The organism is Amycolatopsis sp. MtRt-6 (assembly GCF_017308975.1).
Taxonomy (GTDB): Bacteria; Actinomycetota; Actinomycetes; order Mycobacteriales; family Pseudonocardiaceae; genus Amycolatopsis.
Map to the genome: position 1 here is coordinate 306,081 of NZ_JADWPD010000002.1, position 12,979 is coordinate 319,059.

Sequence of the window (12,979 nt, forward strand, 5' to 3'; positions counted from 1 at the left end):
TTGATGATCGTCGCGAAAACAGCGAAGAATCCGGCGATGGCAGGAGGGTGGCGCATGCTCGAAGCGGTCGGCCGGGCGGAGGACGAAAGCGCGCCGGGCGTGCGGCCCGAGGCCCTGCTGCTCACCCTGTTCGGCGATCACGTGCTGGACCGCGGGGTCGCCGTGTCGACCGGCGGGGTCATCGCCGTCCTCGACCGGCTCGGCGTCGGCGCGCACGCGACCCGGGCCACGCTCAGCCGGATGACCCGCCGCGATCTGCTCCGCACCGTGCGCCGGGGGCGTCAGGCGTTCCTGGCGCTGACCGCGCACGGCACGGCGGTCCTGCGCGACGGGCAGCGCAAGCTCGACGGCGACGTCGTCGACCGGCACTGGGACGGCCGGTGGACGCTGCTGACGTTCTCGGTACCGGAATCCCGGCGCGCGGACCGGTACGCCCTGCGCACCCGGCTGGGCTGGTTCGGGTTCGGCCCGTTGCGCAGCGGGCTGTGGGTTTCGGCGTCGGCCGCGGACATCTCGGCGGCACTGGCCGAGCTCGACCTCATCGACCACGCCGAGGTGTTCCGCGCCGAACCGTTCATGTGGACCGACCCCGCGCGGATCGCCCGCGAAGCCTGGGACCTGCCCCGGATCGCGGCCGGCTACGAGCAGTTCCTCCGCCGCTGGGGCGGCCGCGCGCCCGGCGACCTCGGCGACGCCCTGTCCTGCCGCATCCGGCTGGGCGCGGAGTGGCTCCTGCTGATCCGCCGCGACCCGGTCCTGCCGCCGGCCCTGCTGCCGCCGGACTGGCCGGGCACGCGGGCCGCGGCGCTGTTCCGCGCCCTGCGCCGCCAGTGGACGCGGCCGGCCGAGGAACTGGCGGGCGGGCTCCTCGAGTTCCTCGTCGAGGATTGACACCCGACGGCGGTTGCCACGTTGCATGCCACGTTGCAAACTGGGGCCCCCGCCGTCCCCCCTCGGAGGTCAAAGGTGACCGGCTTCGATCGACGCGACGTGCTCCGTGCCCTCACCGCGCTGGGGGTCACCGGCGTGACCGCGAGCCTCTTCGGCGGGACCGCCGAGGCGGCCGGCACGAGCCCGCTGGACCTGAAGTTCGCCGTCACCGAGCAGTTCCGGCCGTTCGACCTGATCGCGCCGAGGTTCGTCCAGCTCGACTCCCCCGCCCGGCCCGGCGCGCTCGTCAAGACCGGCATCCGGCCGAAGGCGCCCTACGGGAGACCGTGCAGGTGCTCGACGACCGCGCGCCGGTCGTCGCCGGGCTGGCCGGCGCCGGGGTTTCGGTGCTCGGCACCTACGACGCCGCCGCGGGGCAGGCCGGGATCGAGATCACCACGCCGGGCGGCACCACCGTGGTCAAGACCGCGCCGGCGGACCTGCGGGCGCCGTTCGGCTTCGCCGTGGTGGTCAACGAAAACGCGGTCACGGTGCTGGCCGACCGCGGCACCGGCTGGCAGCCGCTGCTGACCGAGCGCGACCAGGTCCGCGCCCGAGTGGACCTGCGCGACCCGGCCGTGCTGGGCCGGCTGGGCTACACCTACGGCAGCCGCGGCCCGGCGCGGCTGGGCCGGGTCCGGGCCGGCTACTTCGGCCAGGCCGGCGTCCGCGATCCGCACGTCGTCCAGTACGCCGACGGCCGCCCCTACATCCGGCACGGCAAGCTGTACCTGACCATGACGAACGCCGGTCTCGGGTTCTTCCAGCAGGCGCACTGGGCGGTGTGGACGCTGGACCTGGCCGACCCGGCGAAGCTGGAGCAGGTGGCCACGCTGTTCTTCGCACGCGACGGCGTCGTCCTCGGCGACCACGCGGGCCAGATCATCCGCGACGGCGACCGCTTCGTCCTGCTGATGAGCTCGTGGGGCGACTTCTCGTTCAACGGCGTCCACGTGCGCCACGCCGTCACCCGCGCCGACGTGCTGTCGGGCGTGCACGTCCTGCCCACCGAGCGGCTGCCGCTGCCGACGACGGTCAGTTCGTGGGACCCGGCCCTGACGAAGATCGACGGCCGCTGGCACCTCGCGTTCGTCGAAAGCCCCGCCCAGCAACCGGCGTTCGTGTTCCACCCGGCCCTGGCGGCCGCCCCGCGCGGCGCGGACTACGACGAGGGGCTGACGCTGCTGGGCGCCGACCTGTCGGTGAAGCAGACGGAGGGCACGATCCTGCAGCGGGTGGGCGGCCGCTGGTACGTGTTCGCCAGCGACGGCGACGCCCGCGAGTACCCGGTGTACGACTTGGGAATGCGCAAGCTGGGCAAGCTGAACGCACCGTACGGCACGAACATCCCGCACCCGATGCTGGTCCGCATCGGCGGCAGCTGGTGGCTGCCGACGTTCGACGGAACGCAGTACGCGGAGGACGTCCTCGGCTACGGCGGCCACGGCGACTTCATCCTGATGCGGTCGAGCTGACTCCACCTGCCCGATCGACCTCAGCGGCCCACCTCTCGACCGCAGCGGCCCACTTGCCCGGCCCGCCCCTTGACCGGCCTTTCGGATCCAAACAGCATCCCCGGGGTCCCCTTCCCCAGCCCCGTGGGAGTGCTCATGAACGACAACGGCATCAGCCGCCGGAGCCTGCTCGGTGCCGCCGCCGTCACCGTCGTCGCCGCCGGTGTGGCCCGGCCCTCCGTCGCCGCAGCACAGTCGCGTGCCGCCGACACCATCGTCGTGCGCGGCAATGTGCTCCTGCTCGACCGGCGGTTCCGGCGGGCCGAAGCCGTCGCGCTGAAGAACGGGCGGGTCCTCGCCACCGGGACCACCCGGGAGATCCGGCGGCTCGCCGGACGGCACACCCGGGTCGTCGACGCCGCCGGGGGCACCGTGCTGCCCGGCATCAACGACTCGCACCTGCACTTCAACGCCGTCGGCCTGCAAGCGCCGCCGTTCAGCTATCCCGTCGACACCGCCACCATCGCCGAGCTGCAGGACGTCCTCCGCACAGCCGTCGCCGAGGCGGCGCCCGGTGCCTGGGTGCGCGGAGGCGGCTGGAACGACAACCGGCTGCCCAAGCCACCCGATCGGCGTGACCTCGATGCCGTCTCCACCGAGCACCCGATCTACCTGATGGACTTCTCCGGCCACGCCGTCGCCGTCAACTCACCCGTGCTGCGGCTGGCCGGCGTCACGAAAGCGACCCCGGACCCGCCCAGCGGCCGGATCGAACGGGACGCCGACGGCGAGCCGACCGGGGTGTTCCGGGAAGGCCCCGCCATCGGGCTGGTCGCGAAGATCGTCCCGCCCTGGACGAAGGCGGAGATCTCGAAGGGCATGGACGCGGCCGCCGCCGCCCTGCACTCGCTCGGCATCACCAGCGTCACCGAGCCCGGCATCGGCCTCGACCTGCTCGACCTCTACGCGGAGAAGTACCACGCCGGGCAGCTCCCGCTGCGGTTCACCATGATGCTGCGCGGCGGCACCGCCCGCAGCCAGCTCGACGCGCTCCTCGCGCAGTACCGGCCACTGCGGGACGTCGATCCGCGGCGGCTGCGCGTCAGCCAGATCAAGCTCATCGCCGACGGCATCCCGACCGCCGCCCGGACCGCCTGGCTGCACGAGCCCTACCTCGACGGCACCAACGGCGTCCCGCTGCTCGACGGCGCCACCATCGAGGACCAGGTGCGCACCCTGCACGACCTCATCAAGGTCGCCACGCGGCACGGGTTCCAGGTCGGCACGCACTCGACCGGCGACGCCGCCATCGACGCGGTGGTCGCCGGCTACCTCGCCGCGCTGGGGCCGTCCGGGCGGAACCCGTTGCGCCACTACGTCATCCACGGCGACCTCACGCCGCGGAAGACGTTGCGGACCATGGCCCGGCACGACATCGGCGTCACCATGAACGCCACCATCAAGTACCTGCTCGGCCGCACCCTCGACACCACGATCGGGCCGGCGCGCGTGGACTACCAGTGGCCGTACCGCACGGCGCTCGACGCCGGCGTCCGCGTGTGCAGTGCCTCCGACGCCCCGGTCACCCCGGCGAACTGGCTTCAGGGCGTCGCCGGGTCGGTGCTGCGCGAGGGCCAGTTCGGCGGCGTGGCCGGCGAGGCCGAGCGGATCACCGTGGAGGAGGCGCTCGTCAGCTACATCCGCACCCCGGCCTGGCAGGACCGCGCGGAGAGCTGGAAGGGCACGCTCCAGCAGGGCAACACCGCGGACATCACCATCGTCGACGGCGACATTCTCGGCGCGGACCCGCACGACCTGCCAGGCATGAAGATCAGCGCGACCATCGTCGGCGGAGACGTCGTGTACGACGCCGGATCGTCGGTAGCGCAAGCGGCGGCGGTGCTCAGCCACAGCCAGGCGACGAGCTGCCTCCAGCAGGGGCTGTGCTGCTGCCGTCTGGCCGAACAGGTCCACCGCGGTGCCGGACTGACCGCCTAGGCCGGTATTGAAGTCGTGTCGAGCTGGTGTGCTCGTGGGTGTGGGCCCGTAGCCGTTGGGCTGCGGGCCTGTCCCGTGGTCAGGCTGTGAATGGGAGTGGTTCGTGGAGGTTGTTGCGCCTTGGTTTGCGGCGTCGGTCGATGAACGCCGGTGGGAGGAATTCGGGGAGCCCGTCGGGGGCGATGCGGACTTCCCAGCCGGAGCGGTGCAGGAGCCGGTGGTGGTGGGCGCACATCAGGACCAGGTTGGTGAGGTCGGTGGGGCCGCCGTCTGCCCAGTGGCGGATGTGGTGGCCTTGACAGTGCCGGGGTGGACGATGACAGCCCGGGAAGGCACAACCCCGGTCCCGGAGGAACAATGCTCGGCGCAGTCCGGCGGAGATGAGGCGGCGGAGGCGGCCGAGGTTGAGCGGTTCGCTCTTGTCGCCCAGCACCGCCGGGATGATCATGGCGTCGCAGGCATGCACCCGCGCTTCGGCCGCGGTCATCGTCCCGGTGTCGCCGAGGGTGGCCTTGCCGACGCCGGACTTCAGGTCCTCCAATGACACGGCGACCATGACGTGGGCGCGTTCCCCGGCCTGCATCGGCAACTCCGGAGAATTCAGAGCCAGGTCGACGGCATCGGAGAAGGCATCCCCGTAGCGCTGCGGGGTGGTGCGGAAGTCGGGACCCTCGTCGCCGGTGCGCCGCTCGGCCAGAGCATCCAGCAGGGCGTGGGCGCGGGTGCCGGTCTCGTCGTCGAACCGGCCACTCAGTTCCCAGACCCCGGTTCTTTTGTGGCGCAGGAACTCGGCCACCCGGACTTCGAGACCCGCGGCCACCGCAACCACGTCAGCTGGGACCCGGCCGGCGTCTGCGTGCTCATCTCGCCGTGGAACGCCCCGCTCATGCTGGCCACCTGGAAGGTCGCGCCGGCACTGGCCGCGGGGAACACCGTCGTGCTCAAGCCGTCCGAGTGGTCGCCGCTCACCGCGTCGCTGCTCGCCGACATCGCCGCCGAGGCCGGGCTGCCCGACGGCGTCCTCAACGTCGTCCAGGGCATCGGCGAGGAGGCGGGCGCCGCGCTCGTCGCCCACGCGGGCGTCCGGCGCATCTCCTTCACCGGTTCGGTGCCCACCGCCAAGGTGATCGCCCGCGCGGCGGCGGCCAACCTGACGCCGCTTTCCCTGGAGCTGGGCGGGAAGTCGCCGTTCCTCGTGTTCGCCGACGCCGACCTGGACCTCGCCGTCGCCAACGCCGTCGAGCAGTACGACAACGCCGGGCAGGTCTGCCTGTCCGGGACCCGGCTGTACGTCGAAGAGTCCGTCCGCGACGAGTTCGTCCGGCGCTTCCTGGACCGCGCCGGACAGCTGAAGCAAGGCGATCCACGCGACGAGGCGACCGACATCGGGCCGTCCATCCACCCCGACCATGTGTCCCGGGTGGACGGTTTCGTCCAGCGTGCCAAGCAGGCCGGGGCGAAGGTGCTGCTGGGCGGCGGGCCGAACACCGACCTCGGCGGGCTCTACTACCGGCCCACGCTCTTCACCGACGTCGACCCGCACAGCGAAATCGCCACCGAAGAGGTCTTCGGACCGGTCCTGGTGCTGCACACCTTCCGCGACGAGGACGAGGTCGTGGCGGCCGCCAACGACTCGGCGTTCGGGCTGGCCGCGATGCTCTTCACCGGCGACCCCGAGCGGGCCGGGCGCGTCGCCGCCCGGCTCGTCGCCGGGACCGTGTGGGCGAACTGCTTCTTCGTCCGCGACCTGCGTGCCCCCTTCGGCGGCGCCCGGCAGTCCGGGATCGGCCGGGAGGGCGGGACCTGGTCGTTCGACTTCTACTGCGAGGTCAAGAACTCCGTGTTCGCACCGGTTGGCTGGAGGTCGTGATGGGTGAAATCGTCGGCGCCGGGCTCTTGGCCCACGTCCCCACCATCGCCCTGCCCGAAGCCGACCGGCGGGCGCTCAACCACGGCGAGGACACCACCCTCGTCGCCGGGCTGCGGCAGCTGCGCGCCGAGGTCTTCGAGACGCTCGACTACGACACCGTCGTCGTGCTCGACTCGCACTGGGCGACGACCGTCGAATTCGTGGTGACCGCGCACGACCGCCGTTCGGGCCTGTTCACGTCGGAGGAACTGCCGCGGGGCATGTGCCGGCGGCCGTACGACTTCCCCGGCGATCCGGAGCTGGCCCACGCCGTCGCCGCCCAGGCCGGCGCGCACGGGACGTGGATCACCGCGATCGACGACCACCACCTGCCGATCTTCTACGCCACCACCAACCTCTGGGAATACCTGGGCCAGGGCCTGCCGGACAAGCGCTGGGTGTCGATCGGCATGTGCCAGACCGCCGACACCGAGGACAGCCTGCGGCTCGGCCGGGCCCTCGGCGACGCGATCGCCGGACTCGACCGCAAGGTGCTGCTGATCGCCTCCGGCGCGATGAGCCACACGTTCTGGCCGCTGCGGCAGCTGCGGGACCACGAAGCCGCGGGCGTCGAGCACATTTTCAGCCCGGAGGCCGCGGCCGCCGACGCCGAACGGCTCGAGTGGTTCGCCGGCGGCGACCATGAGCGCGTCCTCGCGACGATGCCCGAGTTCCTGCGGTTCAAGCCCGAGGCCCGGTTCGGGCACTACCTGATGATGATCGGCGCGCTCGGCGAAGGCGACTGCACCGCGAAGGCCCGCCAGTACGGCGAATACGAGAACTCCGTCGGCACCGGCCAGGTCCACCTGTGGTTCGACCGGCCCGCCGACGGCTTCCCCCGCCCCCGACGCACTGAGGTGTCGCTGTGACCGAACACCGCCGCATCCTGCTCGACGGCGCGATCGTCGACGTCGTCCGCGACGGCGACCTCCTGCGTGCCGCGGACGGCCGGGAGGTCCTCGCCGACGACGCGGTCCACCTGCCGCCGGTCGTGCCGTCGAAGATCATCGCCGTGCACCTCAACCACCGCAGCCGGGTGACCGAGTTCGGCACGAAGCTCCCGGCGGCGCCGACGTACTTCCACAAGCCGACGTCCTCGCTCAACGCGCACCACGGCGCGGTCGTGCGGCCCGAAGGCTGCAAGTGGCTCAACTACGAGGGCGAGATCGCCATCGTGATCGGCCGCGTCACCCGCAACGTCTCGCCGCAGCAAGCCGCGGACCACATCGCCGGCTACACGATCGCGAACGACTTCGGGCTGCACGACTTCCGCGACACCGACGCCGGCTCGATGTTGCGCGTCAAGGGGTCCGACACGCTGTGCCCGCTCGGCCCGGGCCTGGTCGAGGACTGGGACTTCCGCGGCAAGGCGATCCGCACCCTGGTCAACGGCGAGGTGCGGCAGGAGGGCAGCACCGACGAGATGGAGTGGGACATGCACTACCTCGTCGCGGACATCGCCCGCACGATCACGCTCTTCCCCGGCGACGTCCTGCTGTCGGGCACCCCGGCGGGCTCGCGCCCGGTTCGGCCCGGCGACGTCGTTTCCGTGGAGGTCGACGGGCTCGGGACCCTGACCAACGACATCGTCTCCGGCCCGGTGCCGATCCGCACGGACGTCGGCGCGCAGCCGACGGAGAGCGAGGAAGTGCTCTCGACCGCGCTGGGCGGCGACTGGGAGTTCCGCGGCGTCCGGCCGCCCCGCCGATCGTAGGAGTGAAGGTGCACATCGTCGTCGATCTGAACAAGTGCCAGGACCACGGGCAGTGCGTGTTCTCCGCGCCGTCGGTGTTCACTTTGGACGGACAGGGCAAGCTGTCCTTCCGCGCGGACGCGTCCGCGACCTACGTTTCGCCGCCACTGGACGAAGACCGGCGTGACGACGTCGAAGAGGCCGCGGACGTCTGCCCGCTCCAGGCGATCACGGTCGAGGACTGACGTGGCCACGGACCGGGTGGTCGTCGTCGGCGCGTCGATGGCCGGGCTGCGCGCGGCCGAAGCCGTGCGGAAAGCCGGGTATGCGGGTGAAGTCGTCGTCATCGGCGACGAGCCGCACATGCCGTACAACCGGCCGCCGCTGTCCAAGACCGCGCTCGGCGCGGAGCCGGCCGATCTCGCGTTCCGGATCCCCCGGCACGCCCGCGACGTCACCTGGCGGCTCGGCGAGGCGGTGACGGCGGCGGATCTCGCCGCGCGGACGGTGACGTCGGCCGGCGGGGAGGTGCTCGACTGGTCCGGGCTGGTGATCGCCAGCGGCCTGCGGCCGCGGCGGCTCCCGCTGCCCGGGCCGGACCGCTGCGTCATCCGGACCATCGAGGACGCCGCCCGGGTGCGCGCGGGCCTCCGGCCGGGAGCCCGGCTGGTCGTCGTCGGCGCCGGGTTCATCGGGTGCGAGGTGGCCGCGGCCGCCCGGGCGCTCGGGGCTTCGGTCGACGTCGTCGCCCCGGAGCGCGTCCCGGTCGAGCGCCCGCTGGGGCTGCTCTTGGGGGCCGCGCTGCGGCGACGGCACGAGGCCCACGGCGTCCGGTTCCACCTCGGCACCGTGCCGGTGGCGTACCGGGACTCGTCGGTGGTGCTGGCCGACGGCACCGAGCTGCCGGCGGACCTGGTGGTCGAGGCGGTCGGGTGCGTGCCGGCGACGGACTGGCTGGCGGGCACCGGCCTCGACCTCACCGACGGGGTCTTGTGCGACAACGCCCTGCGCGCGGGCGGCCGTCCCGACGTGGTGGCGTGCGGCGACCTGGCCCGCTTCCCGAACCCGCTGTTCGACGCGGTCCCCCGCCGCGTCGAACACTGGACGATGGCGACCGACACGGGCAAGCGAGCCGGGGCGACCCTCGGCCGCCACCTCACCGGCGCCGGTGCGGACGAGACGCCGTTCACCCCGGTGCCGTCGTTCTGGAGCGACCAGTACGACTACCGCCTCCAGTCCTACGGCGCGGTGGGCTTGGGCGACGAGGTCCGCGTCCTGGAAGGCGACGTGGACGGCGAGGTGGCCGTCGGCTACCACCGCGACGGGCGGCTGACCGGGGTCGTGCTCCTGGGTCTCGGCGGCCGGTACCCGCACTACCGTTCGCTGGTCGCCGACGGCAGCCTCGCCCTGCGGTAGCGCTCGGGACTGTCCCCGAACCGCCGGGAGAACACCCGGCCGAACCCACTCGGCTCCCGCAGTCCCCAGTTCGCGGCGATCGCCGACACGCACCGGCCGGCCTGGGCCGGGTCCAGCAGGTCGTGGCGGATCCGGTCGAGGCGGCGGTCGCGGACGTGGCCGGAGACGGTCGTCCCCTCGGCCGCGAAGATCCGGCGGACGTACCGGGCGGAGAGGAAGTTGTGGCGGGCCACCATTTCCGCGGTCAGGTCGGCGTCCGCGAGGTGTGCGTCGATCCAGCGGGTGAGCCGGTCGAAGAGCGCGCCGGTCGCCGGCGCCCCTTCGAGCAGGACAGCGTGCAGGCAGGCGGCGGTAGCCTCGCCGATCAGCGCGGCGGACGCGGGCGGCACGGGGTCGGTCTGGTCGGCGAGGCCGTGCAGGAGCGCTGTGAGCAGCGGGGCGGACGGGCGCTCCCCGGCGCACCGCGTGGCGACGGTCCGGGTCGCCGGCAGCGGCAGGCCGAGGACCATGTACCGGTGCGGCCGGTCGGCGCGGACCCGGAAGGGCGAGGCGGTCTCGTAGACGACGAACTCGCCGGGCCGCAGCCGCGTGGTGTGGCCCGGTTGTTCGACGGCGATCTCCCCGTCGACGAGGTAGCCGACAACGAGCCCGCCGGGCGCCGGCGAGCCGAGCGGCGTGGCATCGAGCCGGCCGCCTTCGAGGACGCACAGCCCGAGCGGCCCCAGCCGAGCTTTCCGCACGACCCGCGGCGCCCGAGCGGCGTGCACGACGACGGCATCCCGGGCCGGTTCGGTGCCGAGGTAGCCGGAAAGCAGGTGACGCGAGGGCACGGTGCACCTCCATCGTTCGGACCGGAACGATCCTACCCGGTTTCGGCGGTTTTCCCGGCTCGGCCGGATGGCCGGCCGAGCTCGGGCGCGGCCGCGTGGCCGGCGATGGGCCACCGCCCGCGCTCGGCCCTTCTCACCGAGCCGAACGCGGGCGGCCGGTTCAGTGGCCGGTTCAGCGATTGGACGCGATGAAATACACCACTACCCCGATCAACGCGAGCACCTCGCTCAGCACGAAGGTCGAATACCCCAACGTCTGCAGTTTCCCCCGCGCTTCCGGTTGACGTGCGGCACCATTGATGACGGCCGCGAAAATCAGGCCGACGCCGATTCCCGGGCCGATGGCTCCCAAGCCGTAGCCGATGGCGGCGAGGCCGGGGTTGATGTTGACTGCCTGTGCCAGAACTGCGTCACTCATGGAGATTCCCCTTCACATCGGTCCACGCGCACGCTCGCGTGGAACAGCGGGCTCGTGCGTCACACCGGACAGGGATCAGAGCTGGGCGATGCCGTCGGAAACCGGAGACTGTCGTCGAATCAGGCAGATCTCGCCGGCCGGGCGGGATATCTCGGTAATCGAGTGGTCCGATCGCGACCAGGATATCACGGAAAACAGGAAACTGCCGCCGCCGGGAAACGGGTTCGCCCTCGGCGTGGCGGACCACACCGAGGGCGAACCCCTACCCGGAAACGGTTACCGCGTCGCCGGGAACGGGAGGAGATCCCACACCCGGTCCCCGGACCGCGGGCCGCAGTCGTACTGCGCGGCGGCGACGTCGTTGCCGGTGCCCGACGGCGGCACCCCCGCGCACCGGCCGGTGGCCCGGTTCTTCAGCTGGACGTGCCCGTCGGCCGCGACGATGTCCCACAGCTGGTCGGTGAACTGCGGCAGGCACTCGTACTGCAGCAGCGGCGCCCCGTCGACGTTGTTGGCCGCGTGGACGATCAGGCACCTCTTCGTGTAGTGGTTGCGCACCAGCACGCCCCCGCCGGCCTGCGGGTCGATCTCCCACGCCTGGTCGGAGAACTGGGGCAGGCACTCGTACTGGAACGCCGGCGCGTCGTCGACGTTGGTCCCCCCGTGCACGATCAGGCAGCGGCCCGAGGCGCGGTTGACCACCTGGACCGGGTCGGGCACCGGGGTGATTTCCCAGACCTGGTCCGAGAACTGCGGGAGGCACTCGTACTGGGCGGCGCCGGCCCCGTTGGTGTTGTTCGCGCCGAACACGACCGCGCAGGCGCCGGTCGCGCGGTTCTTCAGCTGGACACCGCCGTCGACACCCACGATGTCCCACAGCTGGTCGGTGAACTGCGGCAGGCAGTCGTACTGCAGCAGCGGCGTCCCGTTGCCGCTGCCGGCCGCGTGGACGATCAGGCACTTCTTCGTGGCCTGGTTGCGCAGCAACGCGCCGCCGGTCGCCTGCGGTTCGACGTCCCACGCCTGGTCGGCGTAGGCGGCCGGGCAGTCGAACTGGAACGCCGGCGCGTCGTTGCCGGTGTTCGCGCCCTGCACGGCCAGGCAGCGCTTCGAGTAGTGGTTGACGAACCGGACGGACCGCGGCGTGACCTGGCCGGCGATCCAGCCCGCGAGGTCGTCGGTGCGGGCGGCGACCGCGCCCTGGCGCGTTTCCGTCACCGCAAGGCAGCCGTGCTGCCACGACCGGCTCAGGACGCCGGCGAGCTCGAGCCCGCCGGTGGCGTCCGTGCGCAGCAGCGGCCCGCCCGCGTCACCGAGGCACGGGTCCTGACCGGTCGGGCTCGACACCGCGACCGTCGTCGGCGTGGCGGTGCCGAGGGAGAACGACGCGGTCGTCAGCCGGTTCGGCACCCACTCGGTCGCCGTGCGGCCGTAGCCGGTGATCCGCACGGTCTCCGCGGCCGGTTCGCGGCTGCCGACCCGCAGCGGGGTGACGTCCAGGACCGGGTGGGTCAGCTTCGCCAGCGCCACGTCCCGGTCGGCGCGGGCGACCACAGTGGACACCCGGAGGACCTGCCCGCTCGCCGAGCGCAGGTCGGCCTGCCCGGCGTACACGGTGACCGGTTTCGCGGGCGCGGCCGGCTGCGCGGTGGCGCCGGGGAGGCAGGCCGCCGCCGTGACGATCCACTGTGGCGCGATCAGGGCGCCGGAGCAGGCCGTGGCGCCCGTCGTGATCTTGACGGCGAACCGGTCGGCCCCGTCGGTGACCGGCTGCCCGCCGGCGAGGGCGTCGGCGGACGCGGGGACGAGGACCGCCCCGGCGCAGACGACGGCGGCGACGAACGGAATACGGGATCTTCGCATGGGGTTCCCCCTGTTGGTGCTGGGAAATGAGGACGACGGTGACACGGCGCGGCGGCGGCGCCCGCGCCCGGCCGTCCGGGGCGGCGCGCCCCACGGCAGGTCGAACTCCCAGCACTCCTGCGTCCCCCTCGCGTGCAGTCTGGCGAGGCTCACGCTAGCCAAGATCCACCGGCGGGGCCACCTCCATTCGGCGGCCCGCCGCAGGCGGGCGGCTCCTCGAAGGCCTTCGGCAGGTTCCGGCGCTTGCGGCCTCCGCGTACCGACCGTTCCCGATCACCGTGTCCGAGGCCTGCCGCTGGGCCGGTCCACTGGCGTGGCGGCCTCCGGGGCCGCCGCACGCGGCGAGCGCTTTCGGTCTCATGACTCCTCAATGGACTGTCGCCACGGGACTCGGTCGACAAAGGCCCTGGTGCGGGCGTGCCGGGGTGGTCGAGCGCCCGCGCCAGGTCGCCGATCACGACCGGAAAT

The 12,979-nt window shown here is 72.6% G+C and carries 12 protein-coding genes; 8 read left to right on the forward strand and 4 right to left on the reverse strand.

The features are described from left to right. The first annotated feature begins 36 nt into the window (after window positions 1-36). From I4Q55_RS04985 to I4Q55_RS04995, 3 genes are all read left to right on the forward strand, one after another. Window positions 37-891 (forward strand): PaaX family transcriptional regulator C-terminal domain-containing protein, encoded by an 855-nt coding sequence (locus tag I4Q55_RS04985; RefSeq protein ID WP_206784810.1) that lies wholly within the window; start codon window positions 37-39, stop codon window positions 889-891. A gap of 326 nt (window positions 892-1,217) precedes the next feature. After that, window positions 1,218-2,405 (forward strand): hypothetical protein, encoded by a 1,188-nt coding sequence (locus I4Q55_RS50495; RefSeq protein ID WP_307793132.1) that lies wholly within the window; start codon window positions 1,218-1,220, stop codon window positions 2,403-2,405. 135 nt (window positions 2,406-2,540) lie between these two features. Next, complete coding sequence (locus tag I4Q55_RS04995; protein WP_206784811.1) at window positions 2,541-4,382, forward strand: amidohydrolase; 1,842 nt, start codon at window positions 2,541-2,543, stop codon at window positions 4,380-4,382. Between the two features lie 79 nt (window positions 4,383-4,461). Here I4Q55_RS04995 and I4Q55_RS50500 read toward each other — a convergent pair whose 3' ends face one another. Beyond that, window positions 4,462-5,178, reverse strand: coding sequence for a DUF222 domain-containing protein (locus I4Q55_RS50500; RefSeq protein WP_374194445.1), 717 nt, complete (start codon window positions 5,176-5,178; stop codon window positions 4,462-4,464). On the opposite strand from I4Q55_RS50500, the gene I4Q55_RS05005 reads away from it, so the two are divergent. The 5 genes from I4Q55_RS05005 to I4Q55_RS05025 are packed head-to-tail and all read left to right on the forward strand — an operon-like array spanning window position 5,158 to window position 9,400. Further along, window positions 5,158-6,252 carry an aldehyde dehydrogenase family protein gene (locus I4Q55_RS05005; protein WP_307793116.1) on the forward strand — a complete coding sequence of 365 codons (1,095 nt, stop codon included), beginning with the start codon at window positions 5,158-5,160 and terminating at the stop codon, window positions 6,250-6,252. The two genes, I4Q55_RS50500 and I4Q55_RS05005, sit on opposite strands and share 21 nt — an antisense overlap. After that, a complete protein-coding gene (locus I4Q55_RS05010) occupies window positions 6,252-7,160 on the forward strand; it encodes a catechol 1,2-dioxygenase (RefSeq protein ID WP_206784812.1) in 909 nt (302 codons plus the stop codon). The genes I4Q55_RS05005 and I4Q55_RS05010 overlap by 1 nt, the downstream gene beginning before the upstream one ends. Next, entirely contained in the window at window positions 7,157-8,005 is an 849-nt protein-coding gene (locus I4Q55_RS05015) for a fumarylacetoacetate hydrolase family protein (RefSeq protein WP_206784813.1), read from the forward strand. Before I4Q55_RS05010 ends, I4Q55_RS05015 begins: the two co-directional genes overlap by 4 nt. An 8-nt stretch (window positions 8,006-8,013) precedes the next feature. After that, complete coding sequence (locus tag I4Q55_RS05020) at window positions 8,014-8,229, forward strand: ferredoxin (RefSeq protein ID WP_307793117.1); 216 nt, start codon at window positions 8,014-8,016, stop codon at window positions 8,227-8,229. A gap of 1 nt (window position 8,230) precedes the next feature. After that, window positions 8,231-9,400 (forward strand): FAD-dependent oxidoreductase, encoded by a 1,170-nt coding sequence (locus tag I4Q55_RS05025; RefSeq protein WP_307793118.1) that lies wholly within the window; start codon window positions 8,231-8,233, stop codon window positions 9,398-9,400. Here the strand turns inward: I4Q55_RS05025 and I4Q55_RS05030 are convergent. From I4Q55_RS05030 to I4Q55_RS05040, 3 genes are all read right to left on the reverse strand, one after another. Then, window positions 9,358-10,230 (reverse strand): helix-turn-helix domain-containing protein, encoded by an 873-nt coding sequence (locus I4Q55_RS05030; RefSeq protein ID WP_206784815.1) that lies wholly within the window; start codon window positions 10,228-10,230, stop codon window positions 9,358-9,360. The two genes, I4Q55_RS05025 and I4Q55_RS05030, sit on opposite strands and share 43 nt — an antisense overlap. A 172-nt stretch (window positions 10,231-10,402) precedes the next feature. After that, entirely contained in the window at window positions 10,403-10,648 is a 246-nt protein-coding gene (locus tag I4Q55_RS05035; RefSeq protein WP_206784816.1) for an ATP F0F1 synthase subunit C, read from the reverse strand. 276 nt (window positions 10,649-10,924) lie between these two features. Continuing rightward, window positions 10,925-12,511 (reverse strand): RICIN domain-containing protein, encoded by a 1,587-nt coding sequence (locus I4Q55_RS05040; RefSeq protein WP_206784817.1) that lies wholly within the window; start codon window positions 12,509-12,511, stop codon window positions 10,925-10,927. Between the last annotated feature and the right edge of the window lie 468 nt (window positions 12,512-12,979).